Here is a 20,336-nt window from a genome sequence, read left to right on the forward strand (position 1 = left end):
ATATTACACTTTTCTTGAACTACCGCAGCAAGACTTACTAATACAATAAAAACAATTGGTGGTCAAGGATACCACATGCTTAAAATAGGGCATAATGTGACCAGTTACTATCTAACTACTCCTACCCTTAGTTTAATTGAACCAACTTGCCATAAAGAGAATATATTAACAACTCTGTGTAATAAAGGAATTGAATTATTAAATACTGAAACAAGCAATTTTGTATTTGAAGGAATATTCAAAATAAAGGAAGTATTAACTGCAAATAAAGCTATTATTACAGCGATTAATGATAATGGAAAGACTATACGGGATTATATATTGCAAAAACAAGGTGATAAGACTTATATATATGAGGAACGCTTGCTTAAAATATGTCAAGAAAATCTTCAAGGAAATCCTACCATTGAGGATATACTTAATATCGCAGGGGATAATAACCCTATTATAGGAGATATTAAAGGGTGCGAAATATTTGAAGTAGAGAAAGAAAATGCTCTACAGGCGATTCTCTCAGAAATAACGGATTTAATAGCTAACCCGATATCTAGCACTACTCAAGCAAGTGATATTAATACAACCGAGGGATGGACAGAGTCCGTAACAGAATATTTATCTGAAATGGCGACTAATACAGTTAATAATACACTAACAAATTCTACTGCTGAAATTTCTGAATCAATCTTTTCCGATAACACTGAAAGTTGGACTGAAACGGGAATAAATTTAATTAATAACACCGTAGCAAATTTTAATAATACTGCTTACAATTCAACTTATAACCCTCAAGAAAATATGTTTGATGAGAGTGATAACGATAATTCCTTAGTTGCTCCGTATATAAAAATTGGTATAGCTGGAATTGCCGTTATAGGTGTAGCAATAGTTGCAGGATTAACTTGGTATGTTAGAAATAAAAACGCAAAAAAAGCTAAATTAAAACAATATATTGATGAAATTGAAGCTGAAAGAGCTGCTGAAAATAAACTTGCTGCTAACGATACTGAAGAGCATAACGCTCCTCTACTTAACAACAGCACAGAGCATAATGATCATACTACGGTAGATATGACCGGAGTATCCTATGAAGACGAAGGTACTCCTGTATAGATAACTTAGATTCTTGCTTTTTAATCAACAACCAATAGCAAATTCACTATTGGTTGTTCCTCGAAAATAAAAATTGAAATTTATTTCAATTCTTTATTTATCAATTCTTTTAGCTTTTCTTTTGCTGCTTCTTTAGAACGTAGACTTGCATAAGAGTCATGGTGTTTTTTATCTTCAATAAAATGTACAAAGAAAATTTTTCTGTCATTTTTTTGTAACCAACCTATTTGACGATCTTTGAGCTTTACAGTTCTATCTTCATTAAGGCGATTTCCACTACCTGTTTTGCCGTAGAGCTTCCACCCATCTGCAAAATCTTCAATAAACATAATATTTTTAGTCATTTCTTGGGCTTTAACACTTACCGGCAATTTATTCTCCGTAAGTTTTTGAAGAAAAGCTATTTGTTCTTCCGGTGAAATTTCTAAAGAACTAGAAAGCCATGAATTAGTTAAACCGTTATTCTTTCCTTTATCTCCTGAAATATCACGATTACCATAATCAAATTTTGTTACATAATCACGGAATTTTTCATAACCTAATTCTTTAGTAATAAGACGTGAATACCAAAGACAGCTGTTTTTTATCCAGTCTTTAGGCGTATGCGGCTGCTTCCAAACTTCAAGATAATCGTCATATCCTTCTTTAAAAGGTAACTTCGGGTGAGTTTCATCAATTAAAAACCCATCATCATAACCCATCAAGCTTAAGACAATTTTAAATGTTGAACATGGAGCATAACGAGACTCGCAATTACCTTCTTGTTTAATAAATTTATAATTTTCTTTAACTAGAAAACAATCAGCTTTAGTTATAAAAGGTATAGTAAGTGATATTAAGGCAATTAGGTGTAAAATAATTTTTTTCATAGGTTAAAATAAAATTCCAAATAAACGAATAAGCAGGTAGACGAAGTTTAATTTGGAAAAGAGCAAGGCGTTTTATATTTTTTGACCGCAGCGTACATACTAGTACGTGAGGATCAAAAAATATAAAACAACGACGCCAATTTTTCAAATTAAACGAGTATACTTAATAAATCTCTTGAGACTGATCTTCCTTACTCGGCACATAATCAAAAATATCGTTATTATCACGATTATCGATCATATCTTCGTTCTCAAGCATCTGAATGTTATTGACTTTAAATGCTTCTATAACAGTGCCACTTGGCGTAATTTTACCGGTTGCTCTATCTACGGCGATTAGCTTAATTGAATCTGGAACTTTAAAAGGCAGTGATGGCTCATCCTTATAAGCATTACTCATAAAATCAATAAAAATCGGCAATACTACGTTTGAACCTGTTGCTCTTTTTCCAAGCTCTTTCGGTGTATCATAACCCACATAACTGCCGACTACTATTTTTGGCGTAAAGCCTACAAACCATGTATCTTTACTATCGTTACTAGTACCGGTTTTTCCACCGATAATTTTCCCTAACTTCTTCGCAGCATAACCTGTTCCTCTATCTATTGCTCCGGTTAAAAACGAAGTAATTTGATAATCGCTAGCTTCATCCGTAACTCTATAAATATCTTCTTTCGGTATTTCTAATATTGCGATATCTAAATTGGCGTCCGAAACATTACAAGAAAGACATTCTCTATTATCTCGCCTATAAATAATTTTACCGTTACGGTCTTTAATTAATTCTACAAAATGAGGTTCAACTTTTTTACCGCCGTTAGCAATAATTGCATAAGCATTAGTCATCCTGCTAAGTGTAGTTTCAATTGAACCGAGTACCATAGAGTAAACTTTTTTCGGTTCATTATTAATACCGAATCGCTTAATTATATCAACGATTTTTGTAAGTCCTACGGCAGTTGCAACTCTTACAGTTATAAGATTACGAGATTTTTCAAGACCGGTACGCATAGTGATTTCGCCTAAAAACTTACCCTCATAATTTTTAGGACGCCAGCTAGGCATACCCGGACCTTGCGGAATCTCAATAGGTCCATCATTAAAAATCTGATTCGGCTTAACACCGTTTTCAAGAGCTGCTAAATAAACAAAGGTTTTACTCAAAGAACCCGGTTGACGAAGTGCTTGCGTTACTCTATCAAATTTACTTGTAGAAAAATCATATCCCCCAACACTTGCAAGTACCTGTCCGGTATTCGGGTTCATAACCATAATAGCCCCGTTTACTTCAGGAATTTGACGAAGAGCATAGCCGTCTTTTATAGTCTCAACCACTATCACATCACCTTTTTTAAGCAAAGTCTTCACTGATTTAAGGTTACTTCTTGCCCATTTCATTTCAGCAATAGGTATCTTAGATTTACTGCCGTCTATAAGTCCAATCTCTGCATGATTATCGGCTACATCTAGAACTACAGCTAATTTATATTCTAAAAGCGATGGAGGGGTCGGTAGTTTTTTTATCTCCTCTTGCCAATTATCAAGAGGAATATTAGCTATAGGCTTTCTAAAACCACGTCTTCTATCAAATTCTCTTAGACCTTTCCTTAGAGAATTTTCGGCTAATTGCTGCATCTTTGCATCTAAAGAAGTGATAATAGTAAGACCTCCGGTATAAAATTCTTCCTTACTATTTAACATCCTAATTACTTCTTCTCTAACCTGTGCAGCATAATAATCTGCCGTAACAGTTTCTTCTTTAGCTCGTTTACGTAAAACTATTGGGCTACCCATAGCTTCTTTCGCAGCATCTTTTGTTATATAACCATCTTCAAACATACGTGCTATTACATAATCACGACGAGCTTTTACTCTAGCGTAGTTTCTCTCTGGATTAAGTTCGGAAGGGGCTTTAGGAAGTGCCGCAATAAAAGCTGATTCTGCAATGGTAAGTTCCTCTACGGATTTATTAAAATAATTTTGTGCAGCCGCCGCAACACCGTAAGCACCACGACCAAAGAATGTTTGATTAAGATATAATTCTAAGATTTGATCCTTAGTAAATACTCTTGAAATCATATAAGAAAGAATCGCCTCTTTAATCTTACGTTCAAGAGAAACTTCGTTAGTTAGTAGAAAATTTTTAACCACTTGCTGCGTAATGGTAGATGCTCCTTCCATACGCCTATGATGTAAATAATTAGATATGTTTAAAAATGCTGCTCTAATTATTCCAAGCAAATCAACACCAGGATGGTTATAGAAATTCTTATCCTCGGCTGCGATAAAACTTTCTATTAATGAACTAGGTATGCTATTAATCGGTACAAATACACGACGTTCAAAAGCGTACTCCTCCATTAATTTACCGTCATGAGAATAGATACGCGTTACCGACGGGGGATAATAACGTGCAAGCTGTGAGTAATCAGGTAAATCACGTGAATAGTGATATATTATATAAGCAGTAACCCCGCAACCTACTAAAATAAGTACGGCAAAAATTTTTAAACAAAAAAATAGAGATTTATACATTTAATAGATAATATTTTAAATTATACACTTTAAAGGAAGTGCAAGAAATTTGTCGGAAAAACTGATTATTTCATTACCATTATAAAGTATAATGCCATGCATAATTCGCGGGGCTAATGCTTCTGATAAATCTTTAAGACCCATAAAATGCCGGCTTTGAATAGTTTCTGTGGCTTTACACTCTATGCCACAAAATATATCACCTTTATATAAAAGAAAATCAACTTCTTTTCCTAAATGCGTACGATAAAATGCTTGCTCTATACCCGTAGTTAAAGTTAATATTTTTCTAAGTTCCGCCCATAACCATGTTTCAAATATTGTTCCGTAATAAGGACTATTTAACAATAAGTTAGGAGTGGTTATACCGTTTAAATACGATGTATAACCTGAATCATTCATATAAATCTTAGAGGTTTTTATTAATCTTTTACGTGTGTGACTAAACCAAGGTGTTAATTGAGTTACTTGAAAAGTTGTTTCTAAAACCTCTAAATATCTTGATATTGTTCTTTGATCCAATCCTATTTCAATGCCTAAATTTTTTTGATTTAATAAATTACCACTTTGTAAACCAATCAAGCGAAAAAGTCTAGCAAAAGAAACAACATCTAAAAATTTATTAATATTTCGTACATCTCGCTCAATATAGGCTGATTGATACGAAGAAAACCAACGTTCACGAAATCTTTCTTGCTTTTTTAATACAACTTCCGGAAATCCGCCATAGAAAATATATTCACTTAAAGATCGGTTATTTATTTCTGGTTTATATTCTAACTCTTTAGTCCATTTGTCTTTTAATTCAGAAATAGTTGCCCCTGAAAAAATATCTAATATAAAAGTAGCAGGGTTATTTTGATTTAAAATTTCTCCTAAACTTAACCCTTCAAGATGTATTATGTCAACACGCCCTGCCAAACTTTCAGATACTCCCGGGTAAGAAAAAATATTAGCAGAGCCAGTTAAGAGGAAACGTCCCGGTCTCTTATCTTCATCAATTGACTTTTTTATAGCTTTTAAAAGATCCGGTGCTCTTTGAATCTCGTCAATAGCAAGAGGATAACTTGCATTTTTTATAAACCCGTGAGGATCCTCCGTTACTGCTTCTAATTGCGAAATATCGTCTAAAGTAACATATGACTTAAAAATTCCTTCGTCATATAATTGTTTTACTACCGTGGATTTACCAACTTGCCTAGCTCCGATAATAAGCACTGCAGAAAAATCTTTTAAAGATTGCTTTACAAATGATGTTATATGTCTATTTATCATGCTGTAAATAATAACATACATAAGTTATTATTTACAACGTTTATTTTTGTAATATACTCGCTGAATTTGAAAAATTGGCTACGTCGTCTTTGTAAGACCTCAGATGTTCACGTATTATTATACGCTCCGCTCTTCGGCTTACAGACTCCTTGCTCTTTTCCAAATTGAGCTTCGTCTATCAACTTTTCATTTTACTTCGGAGTATACGTAAATTATATAATCAAATTACCTCACCGCTTAAGCTATTACTTGCAGCCTTAGTAATTTTTACATCAATGATTTTACCGAGTAAAGACTTATTAGGGTTTTGGATATATACGGACTGCATGTATGGAGTTTTGCCTATTATCTGATCATCGAATTTACCGTTGCGGTCGAATAAAACTTTCATAGTACTACCGACACAACTTTCATTAAAAGCTAGTTGCTGAGCCATAAGTTCTTGTTGCAATATACTTAATCTTTCTGATTTTATATGTTCCGGAACTTGATCCGTTCTAGTTGCTCCCGGCGTACCGGGACGAGGGCTATATTTAAACGAATAGCACTGACCGTATTTTACTCTTCGGACCAAATCTAAAGTATCCTCAAAATCTTCATCAGTTTCACCGGGAAAACCGACAATAAAATCAGAGGATAAAACTATATCGGGTCTTGCCTCTCTTAAGCGATTAATTATATCAAAATAATAATCCCGATCATGCTTACGGTTCATGGCTTTTAATATTTTATTTGAACCTGATTGCACCGGAAGATGTAAAAACGGCATTAATTTAGGTTCAGTGCCGTGCAGTTTTATTAGATCATCAGTCATATCTATCGAGTGCGACGTCATATAACGCAATCTCTCTAAATTTGGGATTTGTGCTAGATGTCCCAGTAAATCGGCTAGAGTAAATATCTTATCATCAGGTCCTTTACCGTGATAAGCATTAACATTTTGCCCAAGTAGTGTAATTTCTTTAGCACCGCTGCTAACTACTTTTAACGCTTCTCTATAGACCTGCTCTACGTTCCTTGAAAATTCAGCTCCTCTTGTATAAGGCACCACACAGAAAGTACAAAATTTATCGCATCCTTCTTGCACCGATATAAAGCTACTAGCACCTTGCGGATATAATTGTTCCGGTAAATTATCAAATTTCGCTTCTTCAACAAAATCAAGATCGATTAAATGTTTTTCGTGTCTGACGACTTTTGAGATTAATTCCGGTAGGTTATAATAAGATTGCGGACCGACAACAATATCGACATAAGGAGTTCTTGAGAAAATCTCTTCCCCCTCCGCTTGTGCAACACAGCCAGCCACAACTATTATTGCAGAGTTTAAGCCTTGTCTTTTTCTTGTATCTTGTAGTTTTTTAATACGTCCGAGTTCTGAATAAGTTTTCTCGGCTGCTTTCTCTCTGATATGACAGGTATTTAGGATAATAACATCAGCTTCTTCAATATTTTCCGTAGGTTCATAACCAAAAGGATAAAGCAAATCCTGCATCTTAACGGAGTCATAAACATTCATCTGACAGCCGTAGGTCTTAATATAAAGCTTCTTACTCATAAAATTTTTAATATTATAAAAAGTTCTATACTATACGATATTTAGATAATTTTATCAAATTTTAAATGAACCGAAAGCAGGTATTGCTAACTAAAGGCGGATTAGTTAATAAATTAACGTCATTGCGAGGAAAAATTGAAAATTTTGACGAAGCAATCTAGTAAAAAATTCTGATTTACAGAATTTTTTTAATTATTTTTCTGGATTGCCACGTCGCTTCGCTCCTCGCAATGACGGTTTGGGTATCCATGCAACAATGCCCATAATTTACTGATTAATCCTTGCTGTACAGATTCTTTCGGTGATTTCTTTAAGTTTTTCTATTCTCTCAATAAGATAAAGCAGCTGTTCTTTAGTAATTTTATAGTTTTTATCATATCTCGCATCAACATAAGCTTTTTGTAGTAACTTAAAACATTCCTCTTGCTCCGGTGTTTCCATAGGGAATACTTGCAATAGTTCTATATGATATTTTCTTACTCTACTTCCTAACTTTTTTATATCATGCAATTTAGGTTTATAGTTAGAAAAAACTAATAAAATAGTACTGTAAAAACTTTCGGTAGCTTGATGAAGTGAAAAGGCTGATAAAGCATACTCCAAATCGTTTAAATAAGTAGTTGCCCCTTTTAAAAAGCCTTTACCTCTACCAAACCAATAATCATAATTATCTTTAGCAATTTCTTTCATCTCACTCCAAGGCAAATCTTTAGCTTCGCTTAAAGTAAATTCACCGCTATCATATAAAAGAATACCTTCTTTTTTAATATCAGTGAAAAAATAACGTCCTTTTTCTAACTGGTCATGCCTCCATATTGCAGTTACGCCTATTAAAAAGCTATACGTTCAATAAGAGTACCAATAACCTTATCATGAATATCCAATGACTTGGAAAAGCAGATTGTCTTACGTGCAAGCCTCTTGCATCTCGTTCTAAGGTTCAAGTTACTTCGTTCTATCCGTTGAGTGTATTTTTTACTGATAATATGCTTTTTAGGGTCTAATAACCTAGCATAACTCCCCCATCCATCTGTATAGTAAAAAGTCACCTTGAAATTCTCTAGTTTTTTCAGTAATGATTCTAATGTGCTATCACATCTTGTACCAAACGTATAAGCAACTACTTTTAACGAAATCTTATCCAAGGCATACCAAAGCCATCGTTGTCTGGATTTATTCTGTACATAAGACCATTGTTCATCTATCTCAGGAGCAATAATTACTTTTGTTGTACTGATAGAATGATTTATTGTTTTTAATACTAGATTTTTTTAAAACACGGATAACTGTATTGATACCCGCTTTTAATACTCTTACTGTATCTCTAACTCCAGAGCCGTTGATTGACATTTCTACTATTTGCTCCTTAACTCCAGGCTTAGATGCATTATTAATATACTCCAATTGAAAATATCGATTACACCGCTTGCATTGATATCTCTGTTGTTTTGAAATTGAATATCCTGACTTTATTACTTCTTCTGTGTTGTTACAATATCTACACTTAACATCTATTTTTGCCATAACTCCTTAACTATAATTCTCTCTTATTACTGTTTGAGGATTATAGACTATTTACTCTAAACTGCAATACGGAGGCACGACCAGTTAACGAAAACAAATATTGTTTATGGGTATTGCTTTCTTTTATATGATGATAGCTAACATACGGCAATTCATCAGGCAAAGCTTTTGTTCCTATGATAGAAATTATTACTACCGGCAATAAATCCCTATGTTTCATACCTTTCTTAATTTGACTAACATAGGTATAACAACCGTAAAGCTGCGTTCTATTAAGATAATCTGGTCGTGCCTCCGTATTGCAGTTTAGAGTAAATAGTCTATAATCCTCAAACAGTAATAAGAGAGAATTATAGTTAAGGAGTTATGGCAAAAATAGATGTTAAGTGTAGATATTGTAACAACACAGAAGAAGTAATAAAGTCAGGATATTCAATTTCAAAACAACAGAGATATCAATGCAAGCGGTGTAATCGATATTTTCAATTGGAGTATATTAATAATGCATCTAAGCCTGGAGTTAAGGAGCAAATAGTAGAAATGTCAATCAACGGCTCTGGAGTTAGAGATACAGTAAGAGTATTAAAAGCGGGTATCAATACAGTTATCCGTGTTTTAAAAAAATCTAGTATTAAAAACAATAAATCATTCTATCAGTACAACAAAAGTAATTATTGCTCCTGAGATAGATGAACAATGGTCTTATGTACAGAATAAATCCAGACAACGATGGCTTTGGTATGCCTTGGATAAGATTTCGTTAAAAGTAGTTGCTTATACGTTTGGTACAAGATGTGATAGCACATTAGAATCATTACTGAAAAAACTAGAGAATTTCAAGGTGACTTTTTACTATACAGATGGATGGGGGAGTTATGCTAGGTTATTAGACCCTAAAAAGCATATTATCAGTAAAAAATACACTCAACGGATAGAACGAAGTAACTTGAACCTTAGAACGAGATGCAAGAGGCTTGCACGTAAGACAATCTGCTTTTCCAAGTCATTGGATATTCATGATAAGGTTATTGGTACTCTTATTGAACGTATAGCTTTTTAATAGGCGTAACTGCAATATGGAGGCATGACCTCGTTAACTTATGTATTTATTGAACTAGGAAAATTTAAAAAAAATGATCTTAAAGATGATACCGATGAATGGTTACATTTATTAAAATATGCTTCGCAAGAACAAGAACCGCCAAAAGAGATTAAAAATGAAATTGTGTTATCGGCATATGCAAGTTTAGAGCAATATAAATGGACGGACCAAGAGCATGATGATTACTTTAGAGCTGAAATGGCTATACAACAAGAAATAGACAAGTTTGAGGAAAAGTTTAATGCCGGTATGGAGAAGGGCATAGAACAAGAGAAAATTGAAACAGCAAAAGAAATGTTAATAGAGAATGAACCTATAGAGAAAATAGTACGATATACTAAGCTTAAAATAGAAGAAATAAAAAAACTAACAGCAGAAATGTAAAATATAGATATTTAAATGAAGACTGAATTTCCTGAACGTTCTATTAGAGTTAGAGCAAAGATTAGTTATATTGTAGGTCAAATTCTAGGTGTCGCAAGAGATAAAATTGCTATGATTATCTTATACGGCTCTTTTGCTAGGGGTGACTGGGTGCGTGATCTACTCAACGGTTATCATAGTGATACCGATATTTTGGTAATTCTAAAAAAAGGTAAATATAAAGGGCATGCTGCTTTAAGGCTAGAAGATGATATATATAAAAGACTAGAAAAAATGGGAGTAGCAAAAGATTACATTATCCCATACGATTCAGAGATATCAATAATTCTCGAGTCAATAGAGGAGGTGGTCGTGCCTCCGTATTGCAGTTTAGAGTAAATAGTCTATAATCCTCAAACAGTAATAAGAGAGAATTATAGTTAAGGAGTTATGGCAAAAATAGATGTTAAGTGTAGATATTGTAACAACACAGAAGAAGTAATAAAGTCAGGATATTCAATTTCAAAACAACAGAGATATCAATGCAAGCGGTGTAATCGATATTTTCAATTGGAGTATATTAATAATGCATCTAAGCCTGGAGTTAAGGAGCAAATAGTAGAAATGTCAATCAACGGCTCTGGAGTTAGAGATACAGTAAGAGTATTAAAAGTGGGTATCAATACAGTTATCCGTGTTTTAAAAAAATCTAGTATTAAAAACAATAAATCATTCTATCAGTACAACAAAAGTAATTATTGCTCCTGAGATAGATGAACAATGGTCTTATGTACAGAATAAATCCAGACAACGATGGCTTTGGTATGCCTTGGATAAGATTTCGTTAAAAGTAGTTGCTTATACGTTTGGTACAAGATGTGATAGCACATTAGAATCATTACTGAAAAAACTAGAGAATTTCAAGGTGACTTTTTACTATACAGATGGATGGGGGAGTTATGCTAGGTTATTAGACCCTAAAAAGCATATTATCAGTAAAAAATACACTCAACGGATAGAACGAAGTAACTTGAACCTTAGAACGAGATGCAAGAGGCTTGCACGTAAGACAATCTGCTTTTCCAAGTCATTGGATATTCATGATAAGGTTATTGGTACTCTTATTGAACGTATAGCTTTTTAATAGGCGTAACTGCAATATGGAGGCATGACCGATAATCTTTCTCCATTTTACGCTGCATTTCGATTATATACCATCTACCGGTTTCATCTTTAACTTTTAGATCGAACAAACTTCTTTTCCCTTCAAGAAATAAAGGCAATTGTTCAGTAGTTATATAGCTTAAATCTATGATTCTATCTCCTTTCGATAACCTAAGAAGAGAGTTCAATAAATTTATTAATTTTACTTTATCGCTAAATAATTTTTTAAATGCGACATCATTTGTACCGTCTAAATATCTTTGCATAAATAATTATATTTTTAGTAAGTTTGCATATATAGCAAATTAACCTTAGATAGTAAACTACTTTTACAATTTATTATAAGTATTAGACTTCTTGCATAACTTATCTTATAAAGAGGAATCCCCCTGGAAACACGGAAGCACTTGCCACCGCAGCGTATATAAATACATGAGGATGCTAGTTACCTTCTTGATGTACAAATTACCTTTAGAAAGAGGTTAGGCAAAAAGTCTATTAATACCTATCATTATCATCATATACCCCCCAAATTGCTTTCTTTGAGATCCATCCCGTATAATCTTTACATGTAATTTGGCAGAATTGTCCTTTGCATTTTTTTAAACCGCAGCGAACCTTGGGCATTAATTTTGCTATAACTCGGCTTTTATGGTCTGCGGATTTGGTAAGCTCTATTTCCTTATCGGAGATAATAACTACTGATCTTTTACCTGATAAAACGCTTGAATGTATCCAACCGCCTTCGCCGTTAATGTCACGTACTTGTCGCCATTGTTCGTACTCTGCAGTTATTTCTACCGGTTCGCCTTTTTTAACAAAAATCCATTCTACGGCAGATTTAGTGGTTGGTCCGCTCCTTGCATTTACTTCATTAGATTTTATTGAAACAAATCTTGGAATAGGTAATTTTTTATTATCGGCGTTAATTGTTGTTGATAATATTATCGTAATTAAAATGATAAAAACTTTAATCATTATCTTCCACTTCAGATAAAGCATCCTCTTTTTTTGCTATTATATAATTACCAAGCCTAAATTGTACTTTTATTCTATTAATTTCCTGCTCGCTAATACCTATATTTTTTAGGACTGTTCCACCGATTTGTAATCCAGTCTCATAACTTTCCGGAATAATAGTTGTGGCACCTAAATCATAAAACTCTCTAGCATTTTTTAAGTTTTTTAACTTAACGACAATCGGTATATCCTGATAATTACCGCTAATTGTTTTAAGCGATTTCTTGATAGTTACTTGATTATTCATAGTAAGTATTATAGCAAATGCTCTTTCCGTACCTAATGCCTTTAGAGTATCGGCTTGCGATACGTCACCTTTAAAAATCGGTAAACCGTTTGAGAGCTCTTCTTTGACTCTATCATCATCTAAATCAAGTATTACGTAACTTATACCCTCCGCTTCCAAAACTCTTGCTACCATTTTACCGGTATTACCAAGTCCGGCAATAATAATATGGTTTGTTAAATCTCTTGCCCCAAGCTCAATCATTTGAGTCGGAGTTTTACCAAGTCCTTTATCAACTTTCTCGGCAATCTTTTTCCCTAAAGCTGCGAGTAATGGAGTAAGTGCCATAGTAAAAGTAACTACGAGTAATAATATATCGGCAGTACTTTCTTCTAATACTCCACTATCTTTACCTAAACTGAATAATATAAAGCCAAACTCTCCACCTTGCGATAATAATAAGCCTGAATAAAAAGCAACTCCTTTATTAAAACCGAATAAAATACAAAAAGCCGTTATGATTAAGGTTTTTATACCTATTAAAGCAATAGATAAAGTAAGAATATGAGATATTTTTTCATACATTTCTAGTGCGTCGATATTCATACCGACGGTCATGAAAAACAATCCTAAAAATAAACTTTTGAAAGGATAAATACTTTCTTCTGCCTGCAATCTAAATTCGGTTTCCGCAACTAATACTCCGGCAACAAATGCTCCTAGAGCTAAAGACAAACCAAATGTTTCGGTAGCCCAAGCAGCAGAAAGTACTATTAACAAAGTCATCGAAATAGGTAACTCGCTTGCATTATTACTTTCTGATGAAATGAAAGAAAATACAGGACGAAGAAAAACACGACCGACAATAAATATTGTAAGTAAGGCCGTTACGGCTTTTAAGAGTGCAATACCAAGAGCCGCCGCAAGCGAAGCTTTATTACTGTCGGCAAGTAGCGGCACTACCACAAGCAATGGAACTACGGCCAAATCTTGCAGTAACAGAATAGCTAAAGAAACTCTTCCTATTTGCGTTGATTGACTACGATTTTCCTCAATAACCTGCATAACAAGTGCCGTAGATGAAAGGGCAAGACCACCGCCGGTAATAATAGCCGCACTACTATTACCGTCTATAAGTACCATTGCACCGGCAATTACTATAGCAGTCGTTAAAACTTGCAAACTACCGAGACCAAAGACATATCGTCTCATAGCTTTTAATCGCTCGAAGGATAACTCAAGACCTATTGCAAATAATAGAAATACTACACCAAGTTCACCTAGTAACTTAGTTTGGTCATATGTTACGATTTTTAAACCGTGATCACCTATTGCAGCTCCTGCAATTAAGTAACCAAGTACCGGACTTAATCTAAGACGCTTAAGTATAGCCACGATAAAAACCGCAGTACCGAGTAAAATTATAACGTTAATAAGAATATGATCGTTCATCTTTTCCAAATTTCTTCTAGCTTAAAATGCTCCCGTGCTTCAGGATAAAAAATATTAATTAAAATAGTACCTGCATCTATTAGTACCCACTCTGATTTACCCAGCCCCTCAATATTACTATTTATACCGGCATTATTTTTTAATTCTAAAGCTACATATTCAGCAATTGCTCCAACATTTTTAGTCGAACGGCCGCTAGCAAATATAATATAATCGGCTAATTTATGTTTTCCTGTTAAATCAATTACCTCGATATCTTCTGCTTTTTTCTCATTCAAACATTCTAAGATAAATAATTTTAATTCTTCAGCTTCTTTTTTCATAATAATTAATAAATGACATAATAATATTAATTATTATATTCATAAGAGTAGAGTTTATCAATGAATGTTTAAAATTCTATAATAAAAATTCATATAAAGCTTTACTTTAACTAAAAAAAACTTTAATTAATTTTAGGCTTTTATATCTAAAAAGTGATAAAATAATGGCAATATCTGCAGAAGAGTTAGAAAAAATACTTAAGGAATCCTTTCCAAACAGTATAATAAAAATTACTGATTTAGTAGGAGATCAAGACCATTATGCCTTAGAAATATCAGATGTTCAATTTAATGGACTTTCTTTAATTAATCAACATAAATTAGTAAAAAACGCCCTGTCTGAAATATTAAATAAAAAACTACATGCAATTACCATAAAAACTATCGCAGTTCCTGAAAAATAATTACAAATATTAATATAATAAATCTTGCACAAATTCAACTTATTATTTAATTTAAGTTTCATGCTTACTTAGCATTAGTCAACAATGTGTTGACTAATATTCTTAAAAGAGTATACTGTAAATTAATCTATCCTTAGCTCTAAATGCAATATAAACTCAACTTTTCTAAAACAGCTTTAAAAAATTTACTCAAAATTTCTATAAATAAAAGAAAAGCTATATTAGAAAAATTAGAACAACTGAAGTTAAATCCTAATAAGAAAAATAATAATATTAAGAAATTAATAGGACATGACGGTTATAGATTAAGGGTTGGAGATTATCGAGTTATATATAGAATAAATAAAGGAAAGTTAGAAATTCTAGTAATTAATGTTGATGTTAGAGGAGAAGTATATAAATGAGTAATAAACATATAATAGAATATCAAGGGAAGCCTGCTTTTGTTGTTATACCTTTTAATGAATATCAGGAACTTATCAATAAGAAACAATGTATTACCGATGAAACATTATACGCCAAAGCTATAGCCAAAAATGAGGAATATTTTCCTGAAGATTTGGTACAAAAAATTCTAAACGGCGAAAATCCTATTAAAGTTTATCGTGAATATAGAGGGTTATCTCAAGAACAATTAGCTATTAAAATTGGTAAAACTAAGCAATATATATCATTTATTGAGAAAGGATTACGAAAAGGCACAATAGATACGCTAAAAAAACTAAGTACTGTTTTAAATGTTGATTTAGATATGTTATGATTTGCAGCAAAAAATAACCAGAATTAACTCTTTATTAGAAATATTCACACAGCTAATATTTATAACGCTTAGATTATATAAGGAGTAAAATTTATTTTTACTCCTTATTAATTTATATAGATTTACTCTTCAAGTTGTTTTTCTATCCATTTCTTATGTTTTTGTTCATCTAAAAGACCTTGTTTTAAAGTTTTTGATGCATCATGCCATTTATTACTATGCTCATTTAATCTTTCATAAGCAGTATTAGTATCTTCTTCATTTGTATGCATAGCATATAATATAGCTTTATCATCAACTAAATCAGCAAGTATCACTTTACCTTTTGTCAGCCATTGCTTACTACTTGGTCCTTTTATTGGTCATGCCTCCATATTGCAGTTACGCCTATTAAAAAGCTATACGTTCAATAAGAGTACCAATAACCTTATCATGAATATCCAATGACTTGGAAAAGCAGATTGTCTTACGTGCAAGCCTCTTGCATCTCGTTCTAAGGTTCAAGTTACTTCGTTCTATCCGTTGAGTGTATTTTTTACTGATAATATGCTTTTTAGGGTCTAATAACCTAGCATAACTCCCCCATCCATCTGTATAGTAAAAAGTCACCTTGAAATTCTCTAGTTTTTTCAGTAATGATTCTAATGTGCTATCACATCTTGTACCAAACGTATAAGCAACTACTTTTAACGAAATCTTATCCAAGGCATACCAAAGCCATCGTTGTCTGGATTTATTCTGTACATAAGACCATTGTTCATCTATCTCAGGAGCAATAATTACTTCTGTTGTACTGATAGAATGATTTATTGTTTTTAATACTAGATTTTTTTAAAACACGGATAACTGTATTGATACCCACTTTTAATACTCTTACTGTATCTCTAACTCCAGAGCCGTTGATTGACATTTCTACTATTTGCTCCTTAACTCCAGGCTTAGATGCATTATTAATATACTCCAATTGAAAATATCGATTACACCGCTTGCATTGATATCTCTGTTGTTTTGAAATTGAATATCCTGACTTTATTACTTCTTCTGTGTTGTTACAATATCTACACTTAACATCTATTTTTGCCATAACTCCTTAACTATAATTCTCTCTTATTACTGTTTGAGGATTATAGACTATTTACTCTAAACTGCAATACGGAGGCACGACCTGTATTATCTATATTCCCGCCGGTAGCACCGCCAACATTTGCACCGCTAGCTATCGTTACTTGTGCGGCAGTACCTTTAAAATCTATGTCAGAAATTACGTTTTGTTGAAATCGCGTTAAAGATGGGTGCGTAAATTGTACTACCCCTTTAACACCGGTATCAATTTCCGTTTCCCAATCTACACCGTAAGGCGTATCTCCTCCAACAAGAGGCTGATACTGATTACCTATCTGAATAGTTTGCGCATAGATAGTTCCTGTAACTGTAACCGGATTTTCATTTAGAGATTGTCCTGCCTCATTAGCTATCCCATCGGTACTAAATATGTTAAGCCTTTTTGTCACCCCTGTTCCGTTACCGCTACCTGCATTAAGTGCAATTTCTCGGCTACCGGCAGCCACGTGTACTCCTAATTGCCCCCATAAATCCTGTGCAGGAACTAGTGGTACGGTAGCTATAAATTTTGCTTGATTTGCTGATTCATTAGTTACTACATAAAGAGAATTTGGACCGCTCCAATTGATATTTGCTATAGGTTGTGCATCCACAACTTCAGGAGGACCGCCTGGATAAAGTACTATATCTGAAGTATCGGTTACAAGATTATATCTTGAGTTAACAAGGTTACCGATATTAATAGCATTTGCCTTAGTCCAAGCCGGATCTTTAACAACAAATTCAGTATTAACAACTATTGTAAGATTGTTTTGCCCCTGAAGACCGGTTATAATAGTGTCTTCAGTAAAGAAAATAGTAGAATTAGCAGGAGCAAGAACAGTAGAAGCAATACTCAAAGTACTAGCAGTACCGTTAAAATTCATATTATTAATGTAATAATTGTTACCTGTTAAAGTTAGACTCGCCCCATCATTAGGAACATTGACACTTAGTCCATCTCCAGCACCATTAGATGTAACATTACCAAGATTTATTGCTGTATTGGCCGGTACAGTCATAACTGCGTTATTATTGGCATCTATATTTAAAGAGCCCATTGAAACATCAGCAGTGAAATTGTACAGTCCTCCAAGTACTAAATCGTCATTTGGGGCAAAAGGCGTTCCACCGTCAAGGTTAAAGCCCGTGGATAACACAGCATTTGGACCTATGACAGTTCGAACCCCAAGTGCACTCGTACTTGCCAGCATCACTGCAGCAGTTGATGCAAACATGCCTTTTTTTAGTAAATTTTTTAGAGTATTTTTTCGTTGAGTTGACATAACATCTCCTAAATTTGGACTTAATTTTTCTAAATTATCAATTCGAGACTAGTATTCATTAAACAAATATAAATTTTCTGTATTTTGGAAGATTTTTAAAAATCTTTGGTAAATGAGATTAAGATAAAAATTCTTAATATTTTCGCTAGATTCTGTGAACATTTCTAATTAATTTACTATTTTTTAGAGATGTTCACAGAACCTATGTTGCACTTTTAAAAAAAGTTAATAATAAAATTAATTTTTTATTCAGGGCTTTAATTAATATTAATAATAAAAGAGGATAAGATGAAATGATTAATAATTATTAAAAGAACAAAAATTTTTCTAACTTATAATTTTGTTATATAAATAACATATTACTTTTAGTTGAAAAACATTAATTAAATACTAAAATATCTATAAAAATACTTATAGATAAAGTATTTTTTATAGAAATTCAGTAAATCGTATATAAAACTTAAGAAATACCCAAATCGTCATTGCGAGAAGAAACTGCAAGTTTCGACGAAGCAATCTCAGGATATTTGACAAGATTTCCACGCTCATTTACGTTCGCTCGCAATGACGATATGAGCAAAATCTATAAATTTTTGCATAAACAAATTGATTTGCTACGAATAATAGAGTATATAGTATAGACATAATTAATTCTCGGGGCGTAGCGCAGCCTGGTAGCGCATCTGGTTTGGGACCAGAGGGTCGGGAGTTCGAATCTCTCCGCCCCGACCATAAAAACATAAATTATAATGTCAAAAGACGACCTCATTCAGTTTACAGGTACAGTACTTGAACTTTTACCTAATGCTACTTTTAGAGTAAAGCTTGAGAATGATCATGTAATTATTGCTCATACTTCCGGTAGGATGCGTAAAAATCGTATCAGAATATTACTAGGAGATAAAGTTACGGTAGAAATGACTCCTTATGATTTAACTAAGGGGCGTGTGATTCATCGTCACTAGTCTTTATAAATATGAAGCAGAACAAAAAAAACCTACCGATTATATTAGCATCAAGCTCTCCTGCAAGAATTGAGTTACTAAACAGAATCAAAATTATCCCTTCACAAATTATTCCGGCAGATATAGACGAAACACCTAATTTGCGTGAATTACCCGCTCCCTTAGCCATAAGACTTGCTTACGAAAAAGCTATAAAAATTGCATCTCAAATAGAGGAATCCGCTATAATTATAGCTGCCGATACCGTAGCGGCAGTAGGTAGAAGAATATTGCCGAAAGCTACTACTTATGAAGAAGTCAAGAATTGTATTAAGATGGTATCCGGACGACGTCATCGCGTCTATACCGGTTTATGTATTATCAAAAAAGAGAATGATCAGCTTACAGTTAGACAAAAAATAGTTCAGACTATTGTTAAGTTCAAAAAATTAAGTGATGAAGAGATTAATTTTTATTGTTCTTTAGATGAAGGGATAGATAAAGCCAGCGGGTGTAAAATTTCCGGTTATGCAGAAGCTTTTATCTCATTTATTTCCGGCTCATATTCAAATGTTATGGGATTACCTTTATTTGAAACGGTAAATGCTCTAACTTCTTTAGGTTTTAAGGTATATAATCGCTAATAGTCGGGACATTGCCCGCGTGGATACCCGAATCGTCATTGCGAGGAAATTGCATAGCAATTGACGAAGCAATCTCAGGAGGCTTGACAAGATTGCCGCACCGGCATAAATGCCGGCTCGCAATGACGATTCATATCCAACCGCTCAGTTTCCAGGCTCATCCAAATGACTTCTCTCATAATTTTCATGACGCTCTTGAGCTTCAATACATAATGCAGCAATAGGTCGTGCTTCTAATCTTTTTATACCTATTGGGTCGCCTGTTTCTTCACAGTAACCGTATTCCCCATTTTTAATACGTGATAATGCTTCTTCTATTTTACTCATTAATTTACAATATCTATTTCTACTACGAAGCTCAAAAGCTCTTTCTGTTTCATGAGTAGCACAATCGTTAAGATCGGATTCTTTTAAATTTTCTTCCTTTAAATGATTTAAAGTCTCTTGAGATTCCTTTAATAAATCCTCTTTCCATCTTAAAAGTTTTTGTCTAAAATATTCTAGGTGATTAGGACACATATATTCTTCATCTTTAGAAGGTTTATATCCCATAGGTAATTTAGGTGTTTCTAGCATATTAATATCTCAATATTAGCTTTTAAGAGGCTATCAGTAAACAAATTTTAACCGGTAATTTAGTTCTTTTTTGCTGCAAATTATAAGATTTTTTTGAAA

At 33.3% G+C, this 20,336-nt stretch carries 21 protein-coding genes, 1 tRNA gene and 4 pseudogenes; 11 read left to right on the forward strand and 15 right to left on the reverse strand.

All coding sequences use genetic code 11. The features are described 5' to 3' along the window. Nucleotides 1-75: 75 nt before the first annotated feature. Nucleotides 76-1,110, forward strand: a complete 1,035-nt coding sequence (locus tag ACNFN7_RS02755) for a hypothetical protein (protein WP_485440730.1) — start codon at nucleotides 76-78, stop codon at nucleotides 1,108-1,110. Between the two features lie 80 nt (nucleotides 1,111-1,190). Here ACNFN7_RS02755 and blaOXA read toward each other — a convergent pair whose 3' ends face one another. The 7 genes and pseudogenes from blaOXA to ACNFN7_RS02790 form a co-directional block, all read right to left on the reverse strand. Next, the gene (blaOXA, locus tag ACNFN7_RS02760) at nucleotides 1,191-1,979 is read right to left on the reverse strand and encodes a class D beta-lactamase (protein ID WP_485440731.1); all 789 of its coding nucleotides are present in this window, start codon (nucleotides 1,977-1,979) and stop codon (nucleotides 1,191-1,193) included. A gap of 163 nt (nucleotides 1,980-2,142) precedes the next feature. Further along, a complete protein-coding gene (locus ACNFN7_RS02765) occupies nucleotides 2,143-4,515 on the reverse strand; it encodes a penicillin-binding protein 1A (RefSeq protein WP_485440732.1) in 2,373 nt (790 codons plus the stop codon). Nucleotides 4,516-4,530: 15 nt separating this feature from the next. Continuing rightward, on the reverse strand, nucleotides 4,531-5,811 hold the full coding sequence (locus tag ACNFN7_RS02770; protein WP_485440733.1) for an ATP-binding protein: 1,281 nt from the start codon (nucleotides 5,809-5,811) through the stop codon (nucleotides 4,531-4,533). A gap of 199 nt (nucleotides 5,812-6,010) precedes the next feature. Next, nucleotides 6,011-7,348 carry a tRNA (N6-isopentenyl adenosine(37)-C2)-methylthiotransferase MiaB gene (gene miaB / locus ACNFN7_RS02775; RefSeq protein WP_485440734.1) on the reverse strand — a complete coding sequence of 446 codons (1,338 nt, stop codon included), beginning with the start codon at nucleotides 7,346-7,348 and terminating at the stop codon, nucleotides 6,011-6,013. Between the two features lie 267 nt (nucleotides 7,349-7,615). Continuing rightward, nucleotides 7,616-8,149: pseudogene (locus tag ACNFN7_RS02780) on the reverse strand (HEPN domain-containing protein); the annotation flags it as partial. A 29-nt stretch (nucleotides 8,150-8,178) separates the two neighbouring features. Beyond that, nucleotides 8,179-8,872 (reverse strand): IS1 family transposase gene (locus tag ACNFN7_RS02785; RefSeq protein WP_485440658.1). Its coding sequence is split into 2 segments (ribosomal slippage): nucleotides 8,179-8,587 and nucleotides 8,586-8,872, totalling 696 coding nucleotides; the frame shifts between segments, so codons are not numbered across the junction. 40 nt (nucleotides 8,873-8,912) lie between these two features. After that, entirely contained in the window at nucleotides 8,913-9,209 is a 297-nt protein-coding gene (locus tag ACNFN7_RS02790; RefSeq protein WP_485440878.1) for a PD-(D/E)XK nuclease family transposase, read from the reverse strand. Nucleotides 9,210-9,238: 29 nt separating this feature from the next. Between ACNFN7_RS02790 and ACNFN7_RS02795 the strand changes: the two genes are divergently transcribed. From ACNFN7_RS02795 to ACNFN7_RS02810, 4 genes and pseudogenes are all read left to right on the forward strand, one after another. Beyond that, nucleotides 9,239-9,932, forward strand: a protein-coding gene (locus ACNFN7_RS02795) for an IS1 family transposase (RefSeq protein WP_485440658.1) whose coding sequence is annotated in 2 segments (ribosomal slippage) — nucleotides 9,239-9,525 and nucleotides 9,524-9,932 — 696 coding nt in all. Because the reading frame shifts where the segments join, the coding sequence is not laid out codon by codon here. 24 nt (nucleotides 9,933-9,956) lie between these two features. Further along, a pseudogene (locus ACNFN7_RS02800) lies at nucleotides 9,957-10,181 on the forward strand (PD-(D/E)XK nuclease family transposase); the annotation flags it as partial. A 192-nt stretch (nucleotides 10,182-10,373) separates the two neighbouring features. After that, a pseudogene (locus tag ACNFN7_RS02805) lies at nucleotides 10,374-10,706 on the forward strand (nucleotidyltransferase domain-containing protein); the annotation flags it as partial. A gap of 81 nt (nucleotides 10,707-10,787) precedes the next feature. Next, nucleotides 10,788-11,481, forward strand: a protein-coding gene (locus ACNFN7_RS02810) for an IS1 family transposase (protein ID WP_485440526.1) whose coding sequence is annotated in 2 segments (ribosomal slippage) — nucleotides 10,788-11,074 and nucleotides 11,073-11,481 — 696 coding nt in all. Because the reading frame shifts where the segments join, the coding sequence is not laid out codon by codon here. Here ACNFN7_RS02810 and ACNFN7_RS02815 read toward each other — a convergent pair. The 4 genes from ACNFN7_RS02815 to rsfS form a co-directional block, all read right to left on the reverse strand. Further along, nucleotides 11,459-11,767 (reverse strand): PD-(D/E)XK nuclease family transposase, encoded by a 309-nt coding sequence (locus tag ACNFN7_RS02815; RefSeq protein WP_485440735.1) that lies wholly within the window; start codon nucleotides 11,765-11,767, stop codon nucleotides 11,459-11,461. The two genes, ACNFN7_RS02810 and ACNFN7_RS02815, sit on opposite strands and share 23 nt — an antisense overlap. 232 nt (nucleotides 11,768-11,999) lie before the next feature. After that, nucleotides 12,000-12,479 (reverse strand): SH3 domain-containing protein, encoded by a 480-nt coding sequence (locus ACNFN7_RS02820; protein WP_485440736.1) that lies wholly within the window; start codon nucleotides 12,477-12,479, stop codon nucleotides 12,000-12,002. Further along, complete coding sequence (locus tag ACNFN7_RS02825) at nucleotides 12,472-14,199, reverse strand: cation:proton antiporter domain-containing protein (RefSeq protein ID WP_485440879.1); 1,728 nt, start codon at nucleotides 14,197-14,199, stop codon at nucleotides 12,472-12,474. The genes ACNFN7_RS02820 and ACNFN7_RS02825 overlap by 8 nt, the downstream gene beginning before the upstream one ends. Further along, nucleotides 14,196-14,522 carry a ribosome silencing factor gene (gene rsfS, locus ACNFN7_RS02830; RefSeq protein WP_011271584.1) on the reverse strand — a complete coding sequence of 109 codons (327 nt, stop codon included), beginning with the start codon at nucleotides 14,520-14,522 and terminating at the stop codon, nucleotides 14,196-14,198. Before rsfS ends, ACNFN7_RS02825 begins: the two co-directional genes overlap by 4 nt. Nucleotides 14,523-14,686: 164 nt before the next feature. Here rsfS and ACNFN7_RS02835 point away from each other — a divergent pair, with 164 nt between their 5' ends. From ACNFN7_RS02835 to ACNFN7_RS02845, 3 genes are all read left to right on the forward strand, one after another. Beyond that, entirely contained in the window at nucleotides 14,687-14,926 is a 240-nt protein-coding gene (locus ACNFN7_RS02835; protein ID WP_040256476.1) for a BolA/IbaG family iron-sulfur metabolism protein, read from the forward strand. A gap of 143 nt (nucleotides 14,927-15,069) precedes the next feature. Next, complete coding sequence (locus ACNFN7_RS02840) at nucleotides 15,070-15,330, forward strand: type II toxin-antitoxin system RelE family toxin (RefSeq protein ID WP_485440737.1); 261 nt, start codon at nucleotides 15,070-15,072, stop codon at nucleotides 15,328-15,330. Beyond that, on the forward strand, nucleotides 15,327-15,686 hold the full coding sequence (locus ACNFN7_RS02845) for a helix-turn-helix domain-containing protein (RefSeq protein ID WP_485440738.1): 360 nt from the start codon (nucleotides 15,327-15,329) through the stop codon (nucleotides 15,684-15,686). The genes ACNFN7_RS02840 and ACNFN7_RS02845 overlap by 4 nt, the downstream gene beginning before the upstream one ends. Nucleotides 15,687-15,808: 122 nt before the next feature. On the opposite strand, the gene ACNFN7_RS02850 is transcribed toward ACNFN7_RS02845, so the two are convergent. The 3 genes and pseudogenes from ACNFN7_RS02850 to ACNFN7_RS02860 form a co-directional block, all read right to left on the reverse strand. Continuing rightward, on the reverse strand, nucleotides 15,809-16,003 hold the full coding sequence (locus ACNFN7_RS02850; RefSeq protein ID WP_485440739.1) for a hypothetical protein: 195 nt from the start codon (nucleotides 16,001-16,003) through the stop codon (nucleotides 15,809-15,811). A gap of 73 nt (nucleotides 16,004-16,076) precedes the next feature. Beyond that, nucleotides 16,077-16,770 (reverse strand): annotated as a pseudogene (locus ACNFN7_RS02855) (IS1 family transposase). Between the two features lie 40 nt (nucleotides 16,771-16,810). After that, a complete protein-coding gene (locus ACNFN7_RS02860) occupies nucleotides 16,811-18,073 on the reverse strand; it encodes a hypothetical protein (protein ID WP_485440740.1) in 1,263 nt (420 codons plus the stop codon). Nucleotides 18,074-18,728: 655 nt separating this feature from the next. On the opposite strand from ACNFN7_RS02860, the gene ACNFN7_RS02865 reads away from it, so the two are divergent. The 3 genes from ACNFN7_RS02865 to ACNFN7_RS02875 all read left to right on the forward strand — a co-directional run bounded on the left by ACNFN7_RS02865 (nucleotide 18,729) and on the right by ACNFN7_RS02875 (nucleotide 19,661). Next, nucleotides 18,729-18,805, forward strand: a tRNA-Pro gene (locus ACNFN7_RS02865). Between the two features lie 17 nt (nucleotides 18,806-18,822). Next, nucleotides 18,823-19,038, forward strand: coding sequence for a translation initiation factor IF-1 (gene infA, locus ACNFN7_RS02870; protein WP_008579354.1), 216 nt, complete (start codon nucleotides 18,823-18,825; stop codon nucleotides 19,036-19,038). Between the two features lie 11 nt (nucleotides 19,039-19,049). Continuing rightward, nucleotides 19,050-19,661 carry a Maf family protein gene (locus ACNFN7_RS02875; RefSeq protein ID WP_485440741.1) on the forward strand — a complete coding sequence of 204 codons (612 nt, stop codon included), beginning with the start codon at nucleotides 19,050-19,052 and terminating at the stop codon, nucleotides 19,659-19,661. Nucleotides 19,662-19,805: 144 nt separating this feature from the next. On the opposite strand, the gene dksA is transcribed toward ACNFN7_RS02875, so the two are convergent. After that, nucleotides 19,806-20,237 (reverse strand): RNA polymerase-binding protein DksA, encoded by a 432-nt coding sequence (gene dksA, locus ACNFN7_RS02880; protein WP_032073655.1) that lies wholly within the window; start codon nucleotides 20,235-20,237, stop codon nucleotides 19,806-19,808. Nucleotides 20,238-20,336: the final 99 nt, after the last annotated feature.

Source organism: Rickettsia sp. MAE-05 (assembly GCF_057319745.1).